This window comes from Streptomyces sp. NPDC002276, assembly GCF_053891435.1.
In genome coordinates, this window is record NZ_JBSFCQ010000028.1 from 11,981 (window position 1) to 35,017 (window position 23,037).

Here is a 23,037-nt window from a genome sequence, read left to right on the forward strand (position 1 = left end):
GGCGGCCTAGGGATTTTCTGATCACCCGCGCCGTCCCGTGCCGGCGGCGGGCATCGCGAGCGGAGTCCCCGTTTCGGGGCCGCGTCGGAGCTTGCCGCGGCGGCGCTGTCCGCGCTTGTCCCGACTGCTCCGCGAGAGCGGACCGCCCGGAGTCGGTGGCATGCCTTCGCGAAGCCCATCGAGGCGTACCGGGCTGCTCCCGCAGGTGAGGGGGCGTCCGATCGCATAAACGTTCGATACTGGTTTAGGGTGGTGACATCGCCCCGGAGGGACCGGAGTGGAAAAGGGGAACCAGGGGGCAGCCAGTGGCGAGGTGGTCCAGATGCGCGGTTTTACGCATCTACACGCCGTCTCCGGGTTCTCCCTGCGGTACGGCGCCTCGCACCCCGAGCGGCTTGCGGAACGGGCCGCCGAGCGGGGAATGGACGCGGTCGCCCTGACCGACCGGGACACTCTCGGCGGCGCCGTCCGCTTCGCCAAGGCCGCGGACCGGGCCGGTGTCCGCCCCCTGTTCGGAGTGGATCTCGCGGTGGAGGCGCCCCCCGAAGCGACCGGACGCACGGAGCGGCGACGCGCACCGGCCCGCGGCGGCGCCTTCGTCGACGAATCGGCCCAGCGTGTGGTCTTCCTTGCCCGGGACGGGGCCCGCGGCTGGGCCGAGCTGTGCCGGCTGGTGAGTGCCGCGCACGCGGATCCCGCGGGAGGCGGGCGTCCCCTGCTGCCCTGGAGTGCCCTCGGCGGGGAGCACCTCACCGTGCTGCTCGGTCCCGCGTCGGACGTCGGCCGCGCCCTGGCCGCGGGGCGGCCGGACCGCGCCGCCCAGCTGCTCGCGCCCTGGCGGGAGCGCTACGAGGACGCGGCGCTTCGCGTCGAGGTCGTCTGCCACGGCCGCGGCGGCACCGGCTCCGGCTCGCTGCGGCTCGCGGCCCGTACCCTCGGCTTCGCCGCCGATCAGCGGATCACGCCCGTCCTGAGCAACGCCGTACGTTATGCCGACCCCGGCCAGGGCCCGGTCGCGGACGTCCTGGACTCCGCGCGCCGCCTGGTGCCGATCGATCCGCGCGGCGAGCGCGACGGTGGCGAGCGGTGGCTCAAGCCGGCGACGGACATGGCGCGCATCGCCGAGCAGGTCGCCGAAGCCGCGGGGTACGGCGCGAACACCGTACGCCGACTGCTTGAGGTCACCGAGGAGACCGCCGCCGCATGCCGTGTCGACCCCGAGAACGACCTGGGGCTCGGACGTGTGCATTTTCCCGAGCCGGAACTCGTCGGCGCTCACCGGCGCACTCCCGAGCGGGTGCTGCGTTCGAAGTGCGCCGCCGCCATGCTGCTGCACCGCTACGACCACGACCACCGCCGCTGGGAGCGTCTCGATGACGAGCTGCGCCTGATCGAACGGCTGGGATACGCCTCGTACTTCCTCACCGTCGCCCAGGTCGTCGCCGACACCCGCGGACTCGGTATCCGGGTCGCCGCCCGCGGCTCCGGCGCGGGTTCCCTGGTCAACCATCTCCTCGGGGTCGCCACCGCCGATCCCGTCGAGCACGGTCTGCTCATGGAGCGTTTCCTGTCCGACCGGCGCGCGGAACTGCCCGACATCGACATCGACGTGGAGTCCGCCCGTCGCCTGGAGGTCTACCGGGCGATCATCGACCGTTTCGGACCGGAGCGGGTGGCTACCGTGTCCATGCCGGAGACCTATCGGGTGCGGCACGCCGTACGCGACGTCGGCCTTGCTCTCGGTCTGGATCCGGCCGAGGTGGACCGGCTTGCAAAATCGTTTCCTCACATCCGGGCCAGGGACGCGCGTACCGCCCTGCGGGAGTTGCCGGAGCTGCGCGGCATCGATCCGGAGTCGTACGGCCCGCACATGTGGGACCTGGTCGAGGCCCTGGACGCGCTCCCGCGCGGCATCGCCATGCACCCGTGCGGTGTCCTGCTCTCCGACGTCACGCTGCTGCGCCGCACCCCCGTCATGCCGACCAGCGGTGAGGGCTTCCCGATGTCCCAGTTCGACAAGGAGGACGTGGAGGACCTCGGGCTGCTCAAGCTCGACGTACTCGGCGTACGCATGCAGTCCGCCATGGCGCACGCCGTCGCCGAGATCGAGCGGGCCGGCGGGCATCGCATCGACCTGGACGACGCCGCCCAGGTGCCGCCGGCCGACCCGAAGACATTTCAGCTGATCAAGTCCTCGCAGACCCTGGGCTGCTTCCAGACCGAGTCACCGGGCCAGCGCGACCTGATCGCCCGGTTGCAGCCCGACACCTTCCACGATCTCGTCGTCGACATCTCGTTGTTCAGGCCAGGACCGGTCGCGGCCAACATGGTCGATCCGTTCATCAAGGCCAGGCACGGGCGCCAGGCACCCCGCTGTCCGCACCCGGACCTGGAGCCCGCGTTGCGGGAGACATACGGCGTGGTGGTCTTCCACGAGCAGATCATCAAGATCCTGTCGGTCATGACCGGCTGCACCCTGGCCTTCGGCGACTACACGCGACGGGCGCTGTCCGATGCGGACCAGATCGGACGAGTGCGGGCGTGGTTCGCGCGGGAGGCTCGCGGACGGGGGTACGAGGAGGAGGTCGTCGAGCGGACCTGGAAGATCGTCGAGGCGTTCGGGGCATACGGCTTCTGCAAGGCGCACGCGGTGGCCTTCGCGGTGCCCTCGTATCAGTCGGCGTGGCTGAAGGCTCATCATCCGGCCGCCTTCTACGCCGGGCTCCTTACGCATGATCCGGGGATGTATCCGAAGCGACTGCTGCTCGCGGATGCCCGGCGGCGGGGCATACCGATCCTGCCGCTGGATGTGAATGCGTCAGACGCCGCCTATCGAATCGAACTGGTGTCTGATATGGGGAGTGGTCGGCCCGTTCACGGGATCCGGCTCGCCCTTTGTGACGTGCGCGGGATGAGTGAGAGCGAGGCGGCGCGGATCGTCGCGGGGCGCCCCTACAGCTCGCTTCAAGACTTCGCTTCTCGGGCCCGGCCGTCCCGGCCCGTCGCCGAACGCCTCGCCCAGGTCGGCGCGTTGGACGCTTTCGGCCGCAACCGCCGTGACCTGCTGCTGCACCTCGCCGAGCTGCATCACGGCCTACAGCGCTCCGCGCAGGGGCAGTTGACGCTGGGGGAGGCCAGTACGGTCGCCCCCCTCGGCCTGCCCGACCTGGACGATGCCGAGCGGCTCGGAGCCGAGCTCGGGGTGCTCGGCATGGACACCTCCCGCCATCTCATGGGCGATCACCGGGAGTTGCTGGAAGAACTCGGTGTCATCCACGCGAAGCGGCTGAAAGACCTGCCGCACGGCCAGGTGGTGCTGGTCGCCGGGGCGAAAGGAGCCGTCCAGACCCCGCCGGTCCGCTCCGGCAAACGCGTCGTCTTCACCACGCTCGACGACACGACAGGGCTGGTGGACTGTGCGTTCTTCGAGGACAGCCACGAGGCCTGCGCGCACACCGTCTTCCATTCCTGGCTGCTGCTCGTGCGCGGAGTGGTGCAGCGCCGTGGCGGAGGCGGCGGAAAGGCGCTGTCGGTGACCGGCTCCGCCGCCTGGGACCTCACCGAACTGGCCGAACTGCGCCGCGCGGGCGGCCTGTCGGCGGTGACGGAACGACTCACCCAGGCCGATCCACCGCAGGGCGGAGCCGCGGGCAGCCGCAGCCTCCAACTGGAAACCGGTTACGCGCTGCATCCCTGGGCGGATCTGCAACCACCCGGCGAGTCCGTCAAACAGAGCCGCAAGCTATGGCACCAGAGCCCCGGGAGCGCAGGGTGAACATCCTTTACATCCACTTCCACGACCTGCGGGACGAGCGGCTCTACAGCCGTCTTCTCGCCCTGCTGGCCGAGTACACCCCCCTGGTGCAGGCGCTGCCCCCGGATGCCGCGCTGGCCGATGTCTCCGGCAGCCTGTGTTACTTCGGCACGGACGCCACGGCACTGGCCGAGCGGATCCGGGCGCGCACCGGTGGGCTCTACGGGCTCCGCTCCACGGTCGGCATCGCCGCGAACCCGATGCTTGCCCGCATGGTCGCGGCCGACGGCCCGCCCTCGGCGGTCCGCACCCTGCCCGACGACATCGACACGGTCACCGCCTTCCTCGCGAAGAAACCCACCGCCGCCCTGCAAGGCGTGGGACCGGCGACCACCCGCACCCTGTCCTCGTACGGCCTGGACAGCGTCGGCAGGATCGCCGCCGCACCCCTCGGCACGCTGCAACGCATCCTGGGCGTCACCGCCGGCCGCCACTTCCACGACGCGGCCCGCGGCCTCGACCCGACGCCAGTGACCCCTTCGGCTCCATCCCGCTCGATGAGCGTCGAACACCGCTTTGCCCAGGACGAGTTGGACCGGGACCGGCAGCGTGCCGCCCTGCTCGCGCTCACCGACCGCCTCGGCCTACGACTGCGCGGAGAGTCCCAGGTGGCCTGTGCCCTCACTCTCACCATCCGCTACGCGGACCGCTCGACAACGACTCGCACCCGCAAGCTACGCGAACCGACCGCCCACACCCGCTCCCTGACCGCACTCGCTCACGACCTCCATGACCGACTCGCTCTTCAGCGCGCCCGTGTCCGTACCGTCTCTCTGCGGGCGGAGAACTTGATTTCCGCCGAACGGGCTTCCCGTCAACTGCTCTTCGAACCGACCGACGAGAAGGCTCGCCGTATCGAGGCCGCCGCCGATCGCGCCCGGGACCGGTTTGGCGCGCGGGCGGTACAGCCGGCGGGAGCGGCGACATTCCATGTCGCGTGACCAGACGTCTCGGCCGTCGGCTCCGCGGCGGTCAGCGCGATGCGGCAGGTCGGCGGCGCCATGTTCCACCGAACTCCCCCCATCCATACGTCAGTTGGCCCACGGCGGAACGATGTGCGTCCCGTCGGCCAGCTCCGCCTCCAGGCCGATGGACGTGGTGACCCAGGTGATCGCGGCACGGTCGGTGGGGTTCTCGGCGCCGAAGGTCGCGCCGGGGTTGATGATCAGCGTGTCGCCCGCGCCGACCCGCTCGGTGCGGCCGTCGAGCGTGACGACCAGCTCGCCTTCGAGGATGTGCAGGATCTCCTCGCGGTTGACGGTGTGCAGGGGCGCCTTGGTGCGGGCCGGGATCTCGCCGCGCCAGGCGCACAACTCCTTGCTGCCGGTGCGGGGATGGGCGTACGAGACGAAGCGGGCGCCGTGGATCTCGTGCGTGACGGCTTCGGTCGAGCGGATGACGGGCATGGGTGAGCCTCTCCCGAGGTGGTCAAGCTGCTTGACTATATGGCTCCATGGTCAAGCCGCTTGACCGGTTCGTCAAGGGTGTTTCAATGCCTCCGTGCAGAACTCCGAGGCCATCGCCCTGTCCGCCGCCGTGCTCGCCGTCGCCGGTGAACTCACGCGGCGCATCAACGAGGGCGTCGTCGCCCGCGGCTTCGAGGGGGTGCGGCCCGCGCACGGGTTCACCTTCGTGCGTCTCGCCCCGGACGGTGCGACGGTCACCGAACTCGCCGCCCACCTCGGAGTGACCAAGCAGGCCGCGAGTCAGCTCGTCGAGGAGCTGGTGCGCAGGGGGTATGTCGAGCGGCGTCCGCATCCCGTCGACGCGCGCGCCCGGCTGATCGTGCTGACCGAGTCGGGCTGGGCCTGTACGCGTGCGGCGGAGGAGGCCGCCGCCGACGCCGTGCGGCCGTGGGTCGAACTGCTGGGCGAAAGTGAAGTGCGCGTGTTGTGTGACCGTTTGGTGCGGATTGCGCCCTACGGTCCCATCAGGCCGACCTGGTGACTGGTTATCACTGGAAGTTTTTACTGACGCGTAACTTCACGCTTCACCTACTCGCTCGTAACTTGATGAGAGAACAGCATTCTTGTGATCCGGATCACAGGGCGTAAGGCCGTCGCAACTCCCTTGAGCCGCAAGGAGATCACACGATGCTGCCCTGGAAACGAGTGCTCAGACCCCTGACCGCACTGCTCCTGACCGCCGCGGTCGCCGCTCTCCCCACCGCCGCCCACGCGGCGAGCGCCCCGAGCACCGGCTGGAACGATTACACGTGCAAGCCCTCCACCGCCCACCCCGACCCGGTCGTCCTCGTACACGGAACGTTCGCCAACAGCACCGACAACTGGCTGGTTCTCGCCCCATACCTGGAGGCCCGCGGCTACTGCGTCTTCTCCCTCGACTACGGCCAACTCCCCGGCGTCCCCCTCATCCACGGCCTCGGCCCCATCGACAAGTCGGCAGAGCAACTCCAGGCCTACGTCGACACGGTGCTCGCCGCGACCGGCGCCGCCAAGGTCGACCTCGTCGGCCACTCGCAGGGCGGCATGATGCCCCGCTACTACCTCAAGTTCCTCGGCGGAGCGGCCAAGGTGGACACCTTCGTCGGCATCGCGCCCGACAACCACGGCACCACCCTGGACGGCCTCACCAAGCTCCTGCCGTACTTCCCGGGCGCCGAGGACGTCATCTCGGCGGCCACCCCCGCCCTCGCCGACCAGATCGCCGGCTCGGCCTTCCTCACCAAGCTGAACGCGGGCGGCGACACCGTCCCCGGCGTCCACTACACGGTCATCGCCACCAAGTACGACGAGGTCGTCACGCCGTACAAGAGCCAGTTCCTCAGCGGGTCCGACGTGCACAACGTGCTGATCCAGAACCTGTGTTCACTCGACCTCTCCGAGCACGCGCTGCTCGGGCTCTCGGACCGGATCGCCTTCCACGAGGTCGCCAACGCCCTCGACCCGGCGCACGCCACCACCACCAACTGCCTGTCGGCACTGAGCTGATACCCGATTCGCACACCGCGGGGTCTGTCCGACCTGAGCCGCCGGACAGACCCCGCCCCCTGGACGGCCGTACTAACGGCCGTGCCGTCCACCGCCGTTGGTCGCGCGGCGGCGGACCGAGGCGAACAGGGCCGCGGCGCCGAGCGCCAGGGAGGCCGCGCCGCCGATGACCAGATACGGCGAGCTGTCGTTGCTGCCGGTCGCCGCCAGATTCTGCGAACTGCCCGCGGGTTGGGGCCCGTTGGCCTGTTCCGCGGCGGCGACCGGCTCCGCCGGGGTGCTCGCGTTCGCGTTCGCGTCTCCGTGACCGTGGTGTTCTACGGTCGACTTGTCGGCCCCGGCCGCGATCTGCTCGTCGGACGGGGCGGAGGCGGACGGCGCGGGAGCGGTCGGGGCGGGAGCGGCCGAGGTGGGCGCCGGTGTCGAACTGCCCGCCGCACCACCGCCGTTGGAGCCCGTGTTGCCGCCGCCGTTCCCGCCGAAGCTGACGTCCGAGCAGGAGTAGAACGCCTCCGGGCTGTCCGAGCGCTGCCAGATCGCGTACAGGAGCTGCCTGCCCGAGCGCTGGGGGAGCGTGCCGGAGAAGGTGTAGAAGCCGCCCGAGGCGACCGGGTCGGTGGCCGTCGCGACCGGGTGCTCCAGGTCCAGGTCGGTCCAGGCGAGCGGCTGCGAGGGGTCGTAGCCGGACTTGGTGAGGTACACCTTGAAGGTGCCCTTGTGCGGTGCGGTCACGCGGTACTTGAAGGTGTACGAGCCGCTGCTGACGCCGGTCGCCGGCCAGTCCGCGCGGGCCAGGTCGAGGCCCTTGAACTCCGCGTTGTTCGCGCTGCACAGCTTGCCGTCCGGGATCAGCGTCCGGTGCTGCCCGTTGGCGTCGCCGATGCGGATGCCGTTCCAGTCGTAGAGCGCCTGGGTGCCACCGGCCGCGACGGCTGCCTCGCACGCGGCCGACTTCGGGTTCTCCGGTCCCTCCGCGTAGCACTGCGCGACCCGGCTGACCGGGTCCCCCATCGAACCGTGGGCCGCCGCGGGTGCCGCGGCGAGCGCGGTCAGGACGAGGGGAGCCATGCCGAGGACGGCGACAGCGACGGCCTTGCGGCGTGCGAGCATGGCGGAACTCCAACTCCTCGAACGGTTCGCGGCGCGGGGGACGAATCCCGTGGGGTGATCAGAAGCTAGCCCCTGGAAACCGCGAAATCGCCTGCTGGAGACGGGGGAGAGAGATCCTTATGGTCGTGTTAAGGCAGGGCTAACCGAGGGCTCAGGGAGTCGGGTGTCGTGAGGGTGGAGAGGTGTCGCAGATGAGCAGACCGCAGTCGGAGTTCCATCGCCCCGAGACACCCTGGCGGCGGCCGGCCGGGGCGCCCGCGGGAGTGTGGGAGCAGGAGTTGGCCGTGGACCCGGTCTCCGGGGACTCCACCGTGCTCCAGCACTACGAGCCGGGGACCGACACCAGCGCCCAGGGTGCCGTCCGGCACGACTACTTCGAGGAGGTGTACATCCTCGAAGGCGACCTCACCGACCTGCGCCTCGGCGAGACCTTCACCGCGGGCATGTACGCCTACCGCCACCCGGACATGGAACACGGACCGTGGACGAGCACGGAGGGCGTCCGGATGCTCGTGATGAGCACGCACACCGCCGGGCATCGCCCGTGACCACCGGAGTCCGCGCGGCCGTCCCCACCGACGTACCGGCCGTGAAGGCCGTGACCGACATGGCGTACGGCCACTACACCGCGCGCATCGGTGTGGTGCCGCAGCCCATGGAGGCGGACCACATGGCGAATGTGGCCGCCGGGCGCGTCTTCGTGACGGGGGACCCCGTGATCGGCCTCGTGGTGATCGAGGAGCGCGCCGACCACCTGTTCCTCGACAGCATCGCCGTCCACCCCGACGCACACGGCACGGGGGTGGGACGGCGGCTGCTGGAATTCGTCGAGGCACGCGCGCGTGCGCTCGGCCTGCCGGAGGTCAGGCTCTACACGAACGCGTTGATGTGGGAGAACCAGGAGATCTACCCGCGGTTCGGCTACGAGGTCGTCGAGCGGCGCACGGACGGGCCCTACGACCGCGTCCACTACCGCAAGCGGCTCGGCTGACCGGTGGACCGGCGGGCCGGATCAGCCGTCCGGCCACCACGTGCGGGCGATGTCCTTTCGGACCTCCGGGCGCTCTACAGGGCGCTCGTCGGTCTCGTCCCGTACCCGACGGGTGTCCGACTTCTTCAGGGGCTTCTGCACGGTTACGCGGCGCATGGCTGCCTCCTTGTGTCCACCCGGGTTCGTGTTCTCACGAGGTGGACCGTTCCCGGGAGGGTGACTCATCGAAGCGGGTCTGTCTGTGGTGGCTGTCACGATGGGACTGTCAGTGGCGGGTGTCACGCTGGGCGCATGAGTGAACTTGAAGCGAACGTGGACTGGGACGCGGAGGCCCCGACCTTCGACGAAGAGCCTGATCACGGCCTGCGCGACCCGGAGGTCCGGCGGGCCTGGGCGGACCGAATGCGCGGCTGGCTGCCCGCCGCCGCGGCCGATGTCCTCGACCTCGGCTGCGGCACCGGCACCCTGTCGCTCCTCGCGGCCGAGCAGGGACACCGTGTCACCGGCGTCGACCTCTCCCCGGCGATGGTGGACCTCGCCCGCGCGAAACTGGCCGGCCGTGACGCGGCATTCCTGCTCGGTGACGCGGCGACCCCTCCGGTCGGCGAGCAGCGCTACGACGTCGTCCTCGTACGGCATGTGCTGTGGACGCTGCCCGACCCCGCCCGGGTCCTGCGGCACTGGCACGGCCTGCTGCGCCCCGAAGGACGGCTGGTGCTGATCGAGGGCCGCTGGGGGGCGGTGAGCCCGGTCGGCATATCCGCCGAGCGGCTCGCCGAGCTCCTGGCGCCCGTCGCCGGGCACGTGCGCGTCGAGCGGCTGTCGGACGACCCGCTGCTGTGGGGGAAGCCGGTGGCCGACGAGCGGTACGCGGTGGTCGCCACGGGGTGAGCGGGCCTCACCGCAGCAGCGCGGCGAACCCGCCCGCACGGGCCAGCCCCTCCAACTCGTCGAGCGCCGCCACGGCCGCCGCCGCGGCCACGGGGTCCGAGACGGCCAGCCCACTCGCCGCGAACTCGTCCTCGTCCAGCCGCCGCACCTCCCTGCCGTCGGCGGACAGCCACAGGTCCAAGTCGAGGTCCTCTACGACGAGTTCGGCGCCGGAGCGGGTCGCGGGGCGGGTGATGTCGCAGTACCAGCCCTTCAACCTCCCGCCGCCGTCCCGGACTTCCTTCACCGCGTACCAGCGGTCCCGCCAGTAGTACTCGGTGAACACGTCACCGCGCTCGAAGCGCACGAAGCCGAAGTCGCGGACGCCGTCCCCCGCCCACGGGGCCCGGACGGCGAGGCGGATACCGTCGTCGAAGAGCAGCTCCGCCGCGTAACGGATCTTCGTACGGCCCGCCTTGACGAGGACGACGTCCAACTGGCGAGCGGAATCAGGCGAGTTCACGGACATACCGCACCTCCGTAGCGCAGGTCTCATAGCCGAACCACTTGTTGATCGCGAGCATCGGCCCGTTCCCGGCGTCGTTGCCCGTGAACGCCTCCGCGCATCCGGCGGCGCGGGCGCGGTGCAGGGAGTCGTTCTTGGCGAGCTTGGCCAGCCCCCGGCCGCGATGGGCGCGGGCCGTACCGGTCATGACGGTGCCGTAGCGAGTACCGCCGTCCGTGCGGGCCGCGCTGAAGGCCGCCGGGCGTCCGTCGACGAGGGCGACGGACGTCAACTCCGGGCTGAAGAGCGGATTTCGCCAGGTCTCCTCCAGCCAGGCCTCGTAGTCGGTGAACTCGGTGTCGATGTCGCTGGGTTCGTCCAGCATCGCCTCCGCGTCCAGCTCGAACAGTGGGCGCGGATCGTCGCCGAAGTCCGAGCCCGGGCGGATCTCGACGCCCGGCGGAAGGCCCTGGAGCGGGGGCAGGGTGCCGTGCGCCAGGTCCAGCCGCAGGAAGTGCGCGGAGCGGCTCGCCGTGTAGCCGAACCGCTCGGCGAAGGCGCGGTTGTCCGGCGCGTTCAGGACCCAGGCGTAGAGCCTGACCGCGCCCTCGGCGGCCAGGTGCTCCTCGGCGGCGCGAACCAGGAGCGCCCCGGCGCCCCGGCGCGTCCGCCCCGGGTGCACATACACGTTGACGAAGCCCTGGCCGGGCTCGGGGCTCTCGTAGGCGATGCCCACCTGTGCCGTGCCGATGATCTCGCCGTCCTCCTCCGCGACCAGTCTGCGCAGCCGGGCCTCCGGGTGCGCGTGGGCGATGTCGAAGGCGACGGACTCCGGGGTGAACAGTACGTAGGGCAGCGCGAGGCGGCGGACCTCGACGAAGCCGTCCAGGTCGGCCCGGACGCCGGGGTTCAGGTCGCGCGCGATCACGGTCATGGAGCCGCACGCTACGGCGGAGCCGCGCCGTAGTGCCTCTCATTTTCCGGTGGGTGCGGGACAATCGGGCCGTGACCTTGAAGATCCACATCGATGACAGTGCCGCGCCCTACGAGCAGATCCGCGCCCAGATCTCCGAGCAGGCCCGGTCCGGAGCGCTGCCGGTCGGCCACCGGCTGCCCACGGTACGGGGACTGGCCGAGTCGCTCGGCCTCGCCGCGAACACCGTCGCCAAGGCGTACCGGGCGCTGGAGACGGACGGCGTGATCGAGACGCGGGGCCGCAACGGAACGCTGATCGCCGCCGCGGGCTCGGCGGCGGAGCGGGAGGCGTCGTCGGCCGCGCAGGCTTACGCGGAGAAGGTCCGGCGGTTGGGGCTTACGCGGGAGGACGCGACGGCGGCCGTACGGGATGCGCTGCGCGCGGCCTACGGGGCTTAGCCGCTACGGGTGTTGTTCACAGATACAACCCCGCGTCCGCCCCCTCCCGTTGGTCCGGAACCGAGGTCGGCTGGGTGCCCCGGCGCAGGGCGTACAGCTCCGCCAGGGTCGCGCCCTCGCGGCCGATGCCCTCCTCCGTGCCGAGCCAGCCGATCGCCTCGCGGCGGGTGAGCGCGCCGACCTCGATGCGGGCGAGGCAGCGGCCGGGGCGGACGACGGCCGGGTGCAGACGCTCCAGGTCCTCGTTGGTGGTGACGCCCACCAGGACGTTGCGGCCCTGGCCGAGCAGGCCGTCCGTGAGGTTCAGGAGGCGGGAGAGGGCCTGGCCCGCCGTGTGCTTGGCCTCGCCGCGGATCAGCTCGTCGCAGTCCTCCAGGAGGAGGAGCCGCCAACGGCCCTTGCCCGTCGTGTCGTCCTCGCCGATCGCGATGTCCATCAGATAGCCGACGTCGGAGAAGAGGCGCTCGGGGTCCAGGACGCAGTCCACCTGGCACCAGTCCCGCCAGGAACGCGCCAGCGTGCGCAGCGCCGAGGTCTTGCCGGTGCCCGGCGGGCCGTGCAGCAACAGCAGCCGGCCCGCGATGTCCTCCGGGGTCGTCTTCATCAGGGTGTCCATCGCATTGGCCACGGGACCCGTGTAGTTGGGGCGCACCTCGTCCCACGTGCCCGCCGAGATCTGCCGGGTCGTCCGGTGCGGGCCGCGCCGGGGGGAGACGTACCAGAACCCCATCGTCACGTTCTCCGGCTGCGGTTCGGGCTCGTCCGCCGCGCCGTCGGTCGCCTGGCCGAGGACCTTCTCGGCGAGCTCCTCGCTGGTCGCCGTGACCGTGACGTCGGCGCCCCGGTTCCAGCGGGAGATCAGCAGCGTCCAGCCGTCACCCTCCGCGAGCGTCGCGCTGCGGTCGTCGTCGCGGGCGGCGCGCAGCACGCGGGCGCCCGGCGGGAGCAGGGTCGCCCCGGACCGTACGCGGTCGATGTTCGCCGCGTGCGAGTACGGCTGCTCGCCCGTCGCGAAGCGGCCGAGGAACAGCGCGTCGACGACATCGGACGGGGAGTCGGAGTCGTCGACGTTGAGCCGGATCGGCAGCGCGTCGTGCGGGTTGGTGGACATGGGGCCATGATCCGGCACGCGGACGCCGTGTGCACCCGCTTTCCGTAGTGCGCCCCCGAGTGTCGCCTGCGCCCGGTGCATCCGATGTGTCCGCTCCGTGTCGGCCGTGTATCCCCTCGGTCCTGTTACAAGCCTGTGCATGTGGAGACCTGCCCCAGTACCGGGCACCGACGTTACTGTTGCCCTTGATGGGACGTCATGGGTGGAATTCGGGGGCACGACGGTGGCGCCTCACCGCGCTGCTCGGCGTGGGTGTGGCCGCACTGGCTCTGATCGTGACCCTGATCAACACGCTTCCCGGCGGCGGAAGCACCGCGGGCACCTCGCGCGACGGCGACAAGGTGCACGGCACCCCCGCGAGCCCGCCCGACGAGGACCGGCCCGAGGTCGGCTGGGGCTTCACCCACACCCAGTACAGCGCCGACGAGGGCAGCGACACCGCGACCGAACGCGTCGAGGGACTGCTCGCGAAGTCCCAACTCCCGCAGGACCAGGCCATCATGGGCTGGGGTGCCGACAACCCCGAGCCGGTGAAGGGGCGTTACGACTTCGGCGCCCTCGACCGCCGGATCGACTTCGTCCGCAAGTCGGGCGGCACCCCGGTGATCACGCTGTGCTGCTCGCCCGACTGGATGAAGGGCGGCAAGTCGGGCGTGGACAACACCGATTGGAGCCAGGCGTCGCTGGAGACGGCCCCGCGGCCGGACCACTACGCGGACTTCGCCGCGCTCGCCGCGACGGTCGCCAAGCGGTACCCGGACGTCACCCACTTCATCGTGTGGAACGAGTTCAAGGGCTTCTGGAACAACGCCAAGCAGCGCTGGGACTACGAGGGTTACACGCAGCTCTACAACCTGGTCTACAAGGCGCTGAAGAAGGTCAACCCGAAGATCATGGTCGGTGGCCCCTACCTCGTGATGGACAGCGTCGACCCGCGCGATCCGAACGCCTCCAGCTCCTTCAAGGGCAGTTGGGGCGCGATGGACCAGCGGATCATCGACGCCTTCGACTACTGGAACAAGAACAAGGTCGGCGCGGACTTCGTGGTCGTGGACGGCTCCAGCTACACCAACGACGACGAACTGCTGCCGAACGAGTTCGCCGCCACCGACAAACTCACCGCCGTCAGCGAGTGGGTACGGCAGCAGACGCACGACCTGCCCCTGTGGTGGGCCGAGTACTACGTCGAGCCCGCCGACGGCAACGATGACCGCAAGGGCTGGTCCGAGACCCACCGCGTCGCCGTCCAGGCCGCCGGAATGATCGCCATGGCCAAGGGTGGCGCCACCTCCGGCTTCTACTGGAACCCGGAGACCGAGAAGGGCGCGAACTGCGCGGGCTGTCTGTGGACGCCGACCGACAGTTCCGACGGCGGGAGGCAACTGCCCATGTACGACCTGGTCTCCCGCTTCGACGCGGCCTTCGGGCCGGGCACGAAGTTCACGACCGTGCCGGTCGCCGCGGACGACGTGCCCAACGTGAAGGTCCTCGCCACCGACAAGACGGTCCTGGTCGTGAACACCCTGGACCGGCAGATCAGCGCGAAGGTCGACGGCCAGGAATTCGAGATGGCGGCCTATGGGGTCAAGTGGCTGACACGCTGAGCCACTTGACCCCGTAGGACCCCGCTACTTCATCGTCAGGAACCGCTGCACCAGCGAGGCCAGCAGCACCGCCAGCAGGGGCAGCGAGAACCAGAAACTGCTCTGCAACCACCGCAGTTGACGCACGCTCGGCCGTACCGCGACCCGGACGATCTCGCGGGCCGTCAGCATCAGGATCAGCGCGAGCGCGGCGAGCGCGCCCACCACCGACCACGGCGTCCAGGTGATCTGCGGTCCGATCGGCCCGGGATCGGGCTTCGGGACCGCACCGGCCGGCTGCTCGCGCAGCGCGTACATGGTCACGTCCTCGTTGACGAGGACCTTCCTCAACTCCTGCCGGTTGTCCAGGTTCTGGATGAGCCGGGACTCCCAGGTCGCCGAGTAGCCCGCGTCCAGCTGGAGCGAGACGACCTGGCTCTTGTTGAGCATCAGATACGAGTTCGGGCCCGCGTCCTTGAGCGCCTTGACCAGACCGGACACCAGCACCGGGTCCGAAGGGGCCAGCGTGGGAACGTAGTTGACCCGCTCCATGTCCTTCGCGCCCCACGGCATCGCCGGCGTCACGTCGTTGACCGTGTCGTCGGTCAGCCACAGCAGCCGTACGGTCGGCTTGTCGTGGGCGTACACGTAGTTCATGGCGGCGACCTCGCCGGGCCGCACCCGCTCGAAGCCCTCGTTGCCCCAACGGGCCACCAGGAAGCCGCCCATGAGCACCAGGCCCGCGACCAGCGCGGCCAGCGGGGCGAGGCTCACGCGGTCCTTCTCGCGCTCCTTGGCGGTGACGCCGGTGCGCGGGAAGAGGGCGAGACCCGCGAGCAGGGCCGCGCCCGGCACCGCGAACATGAAGACCCGCAGCGCCATCTCACCGCCGTAGGACTGCATGCCGAAGCCCAGGAACGGGACGAAGGTGAGGACGAGGAGGGAGCGTTCGCGGTACTTGTGGTCGCGGCGGCGCCACCAGCCCCAGCAGGCGAAGGACATGACGCCGCCGGCCAGCAGGACGCGGGTGTAGAGGACCAGCTTGTGGGTCGAACTGCCGCCCTGGATACGGCCGGAGACGGACGTCGAGACATTGCTGCCGACGCCGCCGACCCCGCCGAAGAGGTCGTTGAAGTGTCCGGACCAGTACGGCTCGGCCATGAAACCGATCCACACCGCGACCAGTACCGCGAACAGGATGGGCAGACCGCGCAGTTCGGAGCGGCCGATCAGGACGAGGACCGTGAGGACGCCCAGCATCACGAACGGGGTGAGCTGGTGGGCCGGGACGCTCGCCGCGAACAGACCGATCAACACCAGGAGCAGGACGGCCTGTTGGCGCCGGTCGGTGGGTTCGACCTCCGCCTCGCCGGGGCGCATCTTCGTCCACAGGACCCCGGGCGCCCGGAACCAGACCAGGAGGATCGCCACGAAGGCCAGATAGAGCAGGAAGGTGAAGCCCTGCGGGGAGAAGTAGTCCTGGCCGACCCAGCCGCTGAGCACGAAGATCCAGACGCCGGTCCACTTCGCCCGCCAACTCGCCCGCAGCGAACGGACGAGGAGGAACAGCGGTGCCAGATAGGCGAGTTGGATGGCCGTGGGCCACCAGCGGATGACCTCGGTCCAGTCGGTGATCCCGCAGGCCTTGCCGATGAACGCCGCCGCCGCGAAGAAGCCCGGCCAGCTCCAGCGGGCGTCCAGGTCGGGTACGGCCGACCCGGTGCGGTCGATGTAGTCGATGAACCCGAGGTGCTGCCAGGCCGTCGGGAAGCGCGGCTCGGGTTCGATGACGGCGGGCAGCGCGTGCAATGAAACCACGGTCGCGAGGAGCGTGATCAGCAGCAGTGCTTTGTGCTCGCGGCCCAGCCACAGCAGCGAGGCGAACACCGTGATCAGCAGCGCGGCGCCGACCAGGGTGGGCAGCGGCAGCACCGAGATCAGGCCGAGCCCGCCCATGCGGTCGAGGTCGGACTCGCCGAGCCGCAGCGCGGGCACCCAGTACAGGAGCAGCGCGGCGACCAACAGACAGCCGAGGACGACCCCGGGACGGGTGGGCACCAGACGCTCGCGCAGCGACAACGGCCGTGCGGGCGGCGGCACTTCGGCCTCCAGGGACTTCGCACCCCGGGACTCCGCCGCCCGTGCTTCCGCCGCCACCAGCGCCGCCTCCGGTACGACCATCCGGTCCGAGCCGTTGGCGGGCTCGAACGGCGCGTCCACCTCGGGTTCCGCGACCGGGCTCACCGAGGACTCCGAGCCCGGCTCGCGCTCTTCCACCGGCAGTCCCACGATCTCGGACCGCTTGATGCCGAGCGCCCAGGTCGGCCGCTGCTCACCGGACACGATGGGCGTGCCGGCGGGCGGGGTGCCGGGACCCGGGCGTACGTCGGGCCGCCGTTCCAGGTGGTCGAAGTCGACGTGGATGCCGAGCGCGAGGGTGTCGGAGTCGAGCGCCCAGGCCGGGCCGCGACGGCGCGCGGCGGCCGGGACCTCGCGGGCCCCCAGGTCGGCGAGGTCGCCGTCCGGTGCCGCGTCCGCGGGCAGTTCCACGGGTGCGGCCCTGAGCGTCCTGAAGAGTTTGGGCGCGGCGATCGTCACGATCACCGCGAGGCTGGAGATCTCGGCGACACCCGCGCCGGTCAGGCCCATGCGGGGGAGCAGCAGCAGCGTCAGACCGAGCACCAGGACGCACAACAGGCCCTGGAGCCAGGCGAGTCCACCGGTACGGCTCTGCGCGCGCAGCACCGCGAAGTACGTCTCCATGACGACCCGCAGCAGCGCGCCCACCGCGAACCAGCGCAGCAGCGGGGTCGCCGCGTCCGCGTAGCCCGAGCCGAACACGCCCAGGATGTACGGCGCCCCGATGAACAGGAGTCCGCAGATCGGCAGCATGATGCGGGCCATGCGCTTGAGCGCGGCCCGGGTGTTGGCGGCGATGCGCGCCGGGTCGTGGGAGCCCTCGACGGTCAGTGAGGCACCCATGTTGATGGCGAGCAGGTTGACCGTGCCGCCTATCGTCGTGGTGATGTAGAAGTACGCGTTGTCCTCGGAGCTGACCTGCGAGGCGATGATCACCGGCACCAGGTAGACCACGGCGAGCGAGAACAGCGAGCCGGTGTAGTCCCCGGCGAGGAACCGCCCGATCTCCCGCAGCGTCGGCGGCTTCGCGTGCTCCTCGGTCGCCTTGATGTGCCGGGGCACCAGCCGCCGGAACACCAGCCAGCCGAGCGGCACCACGGAGAACGCGATCGCGGCGACCCACGACACGAAGACACCGCTCATGGTGAAGACCGACGCGAGCCCGACCAGCAGCCCCAACTTCACCGCCGAGAACACGGTGTTGCCCACCGGCACCCAGGGCGCGCTGCGCAGTCCGGTCAGCACCCCGTCCTGGAGCGTGAGCAGGTTCCAGGCCATGACGGCGACGACGAAGCCGAGCGCGGGGATGGGCCCGTGCAGGAAGCGGTACGAGGGTCCCCAGTCGCTCAGGGTCAGCAGGAAGACCCCGGCGCCGAGCGCGACGACGAGCGAACTGCCCGCGTACGTACGGAAGATGAGGCGTCCGGTGGCGCGCCCCGCGACCGGGATGAAGCGGGCGAGGGCGCCCGTCAGCGTCACCGCGGTGAGCCCGGCGAGCAGCTTCATCGCGGCGATCGCCGCCGAACCCTGTCCGACGGCGGAGGCCGAGTAGTAGTGGGCCGCGATCAGCCAGTAGCCGAGGCCGAGCACCGCGGAGATCCCGGTGTTGAGCATCAGGGCGTAGGCGTTGCGGAACAGCGGGCTGCCGCCGGGGGACTTGCGCCTCCCCGGCAGGCGCAGACGGCGCCCGGACTGCTGGGGCGCTTGGGTCTCGGGCACTGCGTCCTGGGTGGTGGTCGTCGTGTCAGACACGGGAACGGCTGGCCTTCCGGCGGACCTGTCGGGCTCTGCGGACCATGGCGTACCCCTGGGTGAGGGCCCGGTCCCTGGCGAAGTTGCGGGCGATCGCACGGCCCTCGACGAGCCGCTCGAACTCCTCGACACCCGTACCGCGGCGCACGGTTACCCGTCGCAGCGCGTACGGCCCCTGACGGCGGCGGGCGAGGTCGTTGCCGACGGCGAGCGCCTGCGTGAACCCGGTCTCCCGCACCGCGACGCGCACCCGGCGGCTGGAGTAGCCGTAGGGATACGCGAACGAGACGGGTACCGCGCCGAGTTCGTCGGCGACGATCTCCTTGCAGCGAACCAGTTCCGCGCGCAGGGTCTCGTCGTCGAGCTGGTCGAGCTGCGGGTGGGTGTGGCTGTGGCCGCCGATCTCGACGTCGGCGTCCGCGAGTCGGCGGATCTGGTCCCAGTCGAGCATGGTGTCCAGGCCGCCCCCGGTGTCGTACGCGCCCCGGATCCAGCCGGTGGAGACGAACAGGGTGGACGCGAAGCCGTGTTGGACGAGTGCGGGCAGCGCGTGCCGGTGCACGCCCTCGTAGCCGTCGTCGAACGTGATCAGGACCGGGCGCTCCGGCAGCGGCTTGCCCGAGCGCCAACTAGCCGCCAGATCGGCGGTGTTGATCGGGGTGAAGTGCAAGTCGCCGAGCAGCGCCAGCTGTTCGGCGAACGCCTCCGGCGCCACGGACAGGTCGCGGGTGGCGTCGTTCGGGGCGGCGGCGACGGAGTGGTACATGAGAATCGGCACCGGTGTGTCACTCATGCGCGTCCCCCCGCTCGATCCCGGCCACCTCGAAACCGGCCCCGCCCCGCCGTGCCCGTACGCTCCCGACGACATACCCGCCCGCCGCCGTGAACACCCCGGCGACGATCGCGCCCGCCCGGCCCGCGCCGCCCGGCCGGGCGAACACGAAGTCCCGCAGCCCGCGCGCCACCCCGGCCGGCAGGACCCGGGTGGTGTAACGGCGCTCCGACTCAAGTCCCTTGTCCGCGCCGACACTTCGGGCCACCAGCGCCTTGGACAGACCCTCGGCGTACGTCCGCGTACGGAAGTACCCGAAGTGCTCGCGCGCCTCGGGCACCCGGTGGTGGATCACCGCCCGGTCGTCGATCAGTAGCACCGCGTCCGGTCTGGCCCGCGTGAGCCGGATGCACAACTCCGTCTCCTCGCAGCCCAGCGGACGCTTGTCGCCGTCCCGACCGATGCCGGTGGCGAAACCCCCCGCCGCGTCGAACGCCGTACGCCGGAACGAGGCGTTGCCCCCGAGGACGTTGCGCACCCGGACCCGGCCCGGCGGCAGGCCCTTGTACGTGCAGCCCACCACCCAGTCGAACTCCTGGGGAAACCAGGCCGGTCGGCGCCCCGACGCCCAGATCGGCATCGTACGGCCGCCTACGGCCATGACCTTGGGGTCGGCGTACGCCTCGGCGAAGTGCCGCAGCCACTCACGCTCGGCCACGGCGTCGTCGTCGAGGAAGGCGATGACCTCGCCGAACGACACGGAGATGCCGGTGTTGCGGCCGGCGGACAGGCCGCGCGGGCCCGCGTTCGCCAGCACACGGACCTCGCCGCTCTCCTCGAAGTCCTTGTACTCCCTGGTGAGTCGGTCCAGGAGAGCGGGGTTGTGGTCGACGACCAGCAACGTCTCCAGCGCGGGCCGTGACTGCGCACGCACCGAGGAGACCGCCGCGAGGATGTCCTCCCAGCGGTCCTCGGTGTAGACGCAGATCACGACGGAGATGTCGGGACCGCTCAAGACACCTCTCCCCGGACCGAGTCGATCACCCTCGCGTGCGAACGGCTGCGCAGCGCACGCCTGTTGGAGCGCTCCTTGAGGATCACCTTGAGCACCCTGATGCCGTCCCGCACGGCGCGCAGATTGCTCGTGCCGTGGATGCGGAGGTACTCGTGGCTGGGGATCTCCTGCACCTTGAGGCCGGCCTTGACCACCCGGATGTTGATCAGGGTCTCGATCTCGAAGCCGGTGCAGTCGAGGTCGATCTTGTCGAGGCAGTGCCGCCAGAACGCGTTGTATCCGTAGCAGAGATCGGTGTAGCGGGCGCCGAACTTGCGGTTGACGATCGTGCACAGCGCCCAGTTGCCGAGCTTGCGGATGAACGTCATGTCGTCCGTGCCGCCGCCGTTGGCGAAACGGGAACCTTTGGCGAAGTCCGCGCCCGAGACAAGCGCGGAGACATAGCTGACGATCTCGTGTCCGTCGGCCGAGCCGTCCGCGTCGACCATCACGATGATGTCGCCGCTGCACGCCTCGAATCCGGTGATCAGGGCATCCCCCTTGCCCTTTCCCTGCTGTTCGACGACCTTCACCCCGGGCCACAGTTCGCGGGCCACTTCCACGGTGTTGTCGGTGGAATTGCCGTCCACAAGAACCACTTCGTGTATCCACGCGGGCAGTGTCTTGAAGACGTACGGGAGATTCTCCGCCTCATTCATGGCGGGAATCACCACGCTCACCGGCGGTGCGATGGCCAGGTGAGAAGAGATCGGCCGGTATTTGGCCGACATTAATGGATCTTGGCCCGATGTGGCTGGGCGCAGAACGGAACTCATGAGTCTGGTCCCTCTCGTCCGGCGGACCGCCCGCCCCTGGGCGGCCCGGCTCTGTGCTCCGGTTCGAAAGGGGGGTTCTCACGGGCGACACGGATCAATGGATCTCCGTGCACGCGTGGTGAGCTGGCAAAGCTGGTCGACCCCCGAAAACACATATGAAAGCCGGCCGCGCGGACGACTCGGCCACCAGTGCGGTCACCGAGCACGGCACCCCCCTACCGCGCCCCGCGCCGGTTCATCGCGGTCCTTGAGCCCTCCCCTAGAGCCGCTCGATGATGGACCAGTGCGGGTGAGATTACGACGGTATTGATGATTGAACCCGTATGGCAAGGCCTGAAACGAGGCCTCACGTTTTTGTTGGTTTGACCGTTACACTCCTTTGTCAGCCGTTGTACGGCGGCGCATATGCCGCACGAATACCGATAGTGCTGTCAGGCCACTGATCACCGCCACCGCGACGATTCCCCCGTCGATCGACCACCGGTGCACGGCCAGCATTCCCTGGGCGACCAGCATGTCGACGACCACCGCGCCCGCGACCGACGCGAGAACGCGGCCGTAGGGATCAAGTCCGCGCAGCGCCGCCGCAATTGCCGAGGCCGGCGCGGAGAAAAGGAAGAACAGCGCGAACGGTCCGCGCAACGGTGATCCGGAACCGATGAGCGCGAGCACCGCGCCGACCGCCCCGATGGTCACGGCCGCACCGGCGAAAAGCGCCGACAGGTCCCTCCCCGGTCCTGGTCGCGCCCGCTCGGTGTCGGCGGTGGATGTTCTCTTGATACCTAAGGTCTGCATTGGCGACTTTGCCCCCCAGCGCGCCGGATGCCGGGTTTCAATGTGGCGCAGCCCGACCGGGCACGTCAAGGTGCGGAAGAGGCTTGCACCGGTTCTCGTGGCTCTCCGAATGAATGTTCCCCGGAGGCGGCTGTTGCCTCCGGGGAACAATTAATCGAGTGGGGCCGGTCGAGCGCTACGGGACGATTTTCAGCAGCTTGTTCGGCGAACCGGTGCCCGCGCTGGTCACGACATTCGAAGTGGCGCCGTTCACCAGTGCGGTGGCGACCTGGGCCGGAGTGGACGAGGTGTGGCCCGCGAGATAGACGGCCGCCGCGCCCGCCACGTGCGGGGTCGCCATCGAGGTGCCCGACAGGGTGGCGGTGGCGGTGTCGCTGGTGTTGTAGCCCGCCAGGATCGACGAGCCGGGCGCGAAGATGTCCAGCACCGAACCGTAGTTGGAGTAACTGGCCTTGGCGTCCGTGCTGGTGGTGGCGCCGACCGTGATCGCGGTGGCGACCCGGGCGGGGGAGTACGAGGAGGCGTTGGCCGCGCTGTTGCCCGCCGCGATGGCGTAAGTCACGCCACTGGAGATGGAGTTGGCGACCGCCGTGTCCAGCGAGGTGGAGGCGGAGCCGCCGAGCGACATGTTGGCGACCGCCGGGGTGGTGTGGTTCGAGGTCACCCAGTCGATGCCCGCGATCACCCCGGCCGTCGTACCCGAGCCGCTGTTGTCGAGCACCCGGACCGCCACGATGTTCGCCTTCTTGGCGACGCCGTACGTCGAGCCCGCGATCGTCGTGGCCACATGGGTGCCGTGGCCGTTGCCGTCGGAGGCGGTGGTGTCGCCGTCGACCGCGTCGTAGCCGTAGGAGGCACGGCCGCTGATCTGGGTGTGGGTGATCCGGACGCCGGTGTCGATGACGTACACGGTCACCCCGCTGCCCGCGGTGTCCGGGTAGGTGTACGTGCCCGAGAGCGGCAGCGCGGCCTGGTCGATGCGGTCCAGGCCCCAGGGCGCGCTGGACTGGGTGGTGTCGGTCAGGTGGACGCGCTGGTTCTGCTCCACCGCGGCCACGGCCGGGTCGGCGGCGAGTCTCGCGGCCTCGGCCGCGGAGAGGCTGGCCGTGTAGCCGTTCAGCACGGTGCCGAACGTCTTCGTGACCGTGCCGCCGTACTCCTTGACCAGGCCCTTGCCCGCGGCCGAGGACGCCTTGAGGCCGGCGCTCTTCTTGAGGGTGACGATGTAGCTGCCGTCGACGGCTGTGGGGGAGCCGGCGGCCAGGACCGTGCCCGTGGCCGGAGCGGCCTGGGCGGGGAGTGCGGTGAGCCCGCCGACGAGAGCGGCGGTGGCCGCGCCGGTTATCGCGGCGAGCCGGAGCTTGTTGCTACGCAGGAGTGCCATTGCGAGGGAGTCCTCCTCCAGGCGGCGCGCCCGGGTCGGCGCGCGAATGTGGGGGT

General features: G+C 70.3%; 21 protein-coding genes. 9 read left to right on the forward strand and 12 right to left on the reverse strand.

Annotated features, from left to right (window positions below):
• The first annotated feature begins 322 nt into the window (after window positions 1-322).
• Entirely contained in the window at window positions 323-3,775 is a 3,453-nt protein-coding gene (locus tag ACWIHT_RS42630) for a DNA polymerase III subunit alpha (protein WP_456174008.1), read from the forward strand.
• On the forward strand, window positions 3,772-4,755 hold the full coding sequence (locus ACWIHT_RS42635) for a DNA polymerase Y family protein (RefSeq protein ID WP_456174009.1): 984 nt from the start codon (window positions 3,772-3,774) through the stop codon (window positions 4,753-4,755). The genes ACWIHT_RS42630 and ACWIHT_RS42635 overlap by 4 nt, the downstream gene beginning before the upstream one ends.
• 90 nt (window positions 4,756-4,845) lie before the next feature.
• On the opposite strand, the gene ACWIHT_RS42640 is transcribed toward ACWIHT_RS42635, so the two are convergent.
• Window positions 4,846-5,220, reverse strand: a complete 375-nt coding sequence (locus ACWIHT_RS42640; RefSeq protein WP_456174010.1) for a cupin domain-containing protein — start codon at window positions 5,218-5,220, stop codon at window positions 4,846-4,848.
• A 94-nt stretch (window positions 5,221-5,314) separates the two neighbouring features.
• On the opposite strand from ACWIHT_RS42640, the gene ACWIHT_RS42645 reads away from it, so the two are divergent.
• On the forward strand, window positions 5,315-5,761 hold the full coding sequence (locus ACWIHT_RS42645) for a MarR family winged helix-turn-helix transcriptional regulator (RefSeq protein ID WP_456174011.1): 447 nt from the start codon (window positions 5,315-5,317) through the stop codon (window positions 5,759-5,761).
• Between the two features lie 146 nt (window positions 5,762-5,907).
• The gene (locus ACWIHT_RS42650) at window positions 5,908-6,765 is read left to right on the forward strand and encodes an esterase/lipase family protein (protein ID WP_456174012.1); all 858 of its coding nucleotides are present in this window, start codon (window positions 5,908-5,910) and stop codon (window positions 6,763-6,765) included.
• Between the two features lie 72 nt (window positions 6,766-6,837).
• On the opposite strand, the gene ACWIHT_RS42655 is transcribed toward ACWIHT_RS42650, so the two are convergent.
• Window positions 6,838-7,875 carry a lytic polysaccharide monooxygenase auxiliary activity family 9 protein gene (locus tag ACWIHT_RS42655; protein ID WP_456174013.1) on the reverse strand — a complete coding sequence of 346 codons (1,038 nt, stop codon included), beginning with the start codon at window positions 7,873-7,875 and terminating at the stop codon, window positions 6,838-6,840.
• A 191-nt stretch (window positions 7,876-8,066) separates the two neighbouring features.
• Here ACWIHT_RS42655 and ACWIHT_RS42660 point away from each other — a divergent pair, with 191 nt between their 5' ends.
• On the forward strand, window positions 8,067-8,423 hold the full coding sequence (locus ACWIHT_RS42660; protein WP_456174014.1) for a cupin domain-containing protein: 357 nt from the start codon (window positions 8,067-8,069) through the stop codon (window positions 8,421-8,423).
• Window positions 8,420-8,866 (forward strand): GNAT family N-acetyltransferase, encoded by a 447-nt coding sequence (locus tag ACWIHT_RS42665; protein WP_456174015.1) that lies wholly within the window; start codon window positions 8,420-8,422, stop codon window positions 8,864-8,866. Before ACWIHT_RS42660 ends, ACWIHT_RS42665 begins: the two co-directional genes overlap by 4 nt.
• A gap of 21 nt (window positions 8,867-8,887) precedes the next feature.
• Here the strand turns inward: ACWIHT_RS42665 and ACWIHT_RS42670 are convergent, their stop codons facing one another.
• Entirely contained in the window at window positions 8,888-9,022 is a 135-nt protein-coding gene (locus ACWIHT_RS42670; RefSeq protein ID WP_267930306.1) for a hypothetical protein, read from the reverse strand.
• A gap of 135 nt (window positions 9,023-9,157) precedes the next feature.
• Between ACWIHT_RS42670 and ACWIHT_RS42675 the strand changes: the two genes are divergently transcribed.
• A complete protein-coding gene (locus ACWIHT_RS42675) occupies window positions 9,158-9,757 on the forward strand; it encodes a class I SAM-dependent methyltransferase (RefSeq protein WP_456174016.1) in 600 nt (199 codons plus the stop codon).
• Between the two features lie 7 nt (window positions 9,758-9,764).
• Here the strand turns inward: ACWIHT_RS42675 and ACWIHT_RS42680 are convergent, their stop codons facing one another.
• The gene (locus ACWIHT_RS42680; protein ID WP_456174017.1) at window positions 9,765-10,265 is read right to left on the reverse strand and encodes a DUF402 domain-containing protein; all 501 of its coding nucleotides are present in this window, start codon (window positions 10,263-10,265) and stop codon (window positions 9,765-9,767) included.
• Window positions 10,246-11,175, reverse strand: a complete 930-nt coding sequence (locus ACWIHT_RS42685) for an N-acetyltransferase family protein (protein WP_456174018.1) — start codon at window positions 11,173-11,175, stop codon at window positions 10,246-10,248. Before ACWIHT_RS42685 ends, ACWIHT_RS42680 begins: the two co-directional genes overlap by 20 nt.
• 71 nt (window positions 11,176-11,246) lie before the next feature.
• Here ACWIHT_RS42685 and ACWIHT_RS42690 point away from each other — a divergent pair, with 71 nt between their 5' ends.
• Window positions 11,247-11,615 carry a GntR family transcriptional regulator gene (locus ACWIHT_RS42690; RefSeq protein ID WP_456174019.1) on the forward strand — a complete coding sequence of 123 codons (369 nt, stop codon included), beginning with the start codon at window positions 11,247-11,249 and terminating at the stop codon, window positions 11,613-11,615.
• Window positions 11,616-11,631: 16 nt separating this feature from the next.
• Here ACWIHT_RS42690 and ACWIHT_RS42695 read toward each other — a convergent pair whose 3' ends face one another.
• Window positions 11,632-12,726, reverse strand: coding sequence for a DUF5925 domain-containing protein (locus ACWIHT_RS42695; protein WP_456174020.1), 1,095 nt, complete (start codon window positions 12,724-12,726; stop codon window positions 11,632-11,634).
• A gap of 188 nt (window positions 12,727-12,914) precedes the next feature.
• Between ACWIHT_RS42695 and ACWIHT_RS42700 the strand changes: the two genes are divergently transcribed.
• The gene (locus ACWIHT_RS42700) at window positions 12,915-14,330 is read left to right on the forward strand and encodes a GH39 family glycosyl hydrolase (RefSeq protein ID WP_456174021.1); all 1,416 of its coding nucleotides are present in this window, start codon (window positions 12,915-12,917) and stop codon (window positions 14,328-14,330) included.
• 24 nt (window positions 14,331-14,354) lie between these two features.
• Here ACWIHT_RS42700 and ACWIHT_RS42705 read toward each other — a convergent pair whose 3' ends face one another.
• The 6 genes from ACWIHT_RS42705 to ACWIHT_RS42730 form a co-directional block, all read right to left on the reverse strand.
• On the reverse strand, window positions 14,355-18,200 hold the full coding sequence (locus tag ACWIHT_RS42705) for a lipopolysaccharide biosynthesis protein (protein ID WP_456174022.1): 3,846 nt from the start codon (window positions 18,198-18,200) through the stop codon (window positions 14,355-14,357).
• Complete coding sequence (locus tag ACWIHT_RS42710) at window positions 18,193-18,993, reverse strand: polysaccharide deacetylase family protein (protein ID WP_456174023.1); 801 nt, start codon at window positions 18,991-18,993, stop codon at window positions 18,193-18,195. The genes ACWIHT_RS42705 and ACWIHT_RS42710 overlap by 8 nt, the downstream gene beginning before the upstream one ends.
• Complete coding sequence (locus tag ACWIHT_RS42715) at window positions 18,986-19,987, reverse strand: glycosyltransferase family 2 protein (protein ID WP_456174024.1); 1,002 nt, start codon at window positions 19,985-19,987, stop codon at window positions 18,986-18,988. Before ACWIHT_RS42715 ends, ACWIHT_RS42710 begins: the two co-directional genes overlap by 8 nt.
• Window positions 19,984-20,802 carry a glycosyltransferase family 2 protein gene (locus ACWIHT_RS42720; RefSeq protein WP_456174025.1) on the reverse strand — a complete coding sequence of 273 codons (819 nt, stop codon included), beginning with the start codon at window positions 20,800-20,802 and terminating at the stop codon, window positions 19,984-19,986. The genes ACWIHT_RS42715 and ACWIHT_RS42720 overlap by 4 nt, the downstream gene beginning before the upstream one ends.
• Window positions 20,803-21,171: 369 nt before the next feature.
• A complete protein-coding gene (locus tag ACWIHT_RS42725; protein ID WP_456174026.1) occupies window positions 21,172-21,498 on the reverse strand; it encodes a hypothetical protein in 327 nt (108 codons plus the stop codon).
• A gap of 274 nt (window positions 21,499-21,772) precedes the next feature.
• Complete coding sequence (locus ACWIHT_RS42730) at window positions 21,773-22,981, reverse strand: S8 family serine peptidase (protein ID WP_456174027.1); 1,209 nt, start codon at window positions 22,979-22,981, stop codon at window positions 21,773-21,775.
• Window positions 22,982-23,037 lie beyond the last annotated feature (56 nt).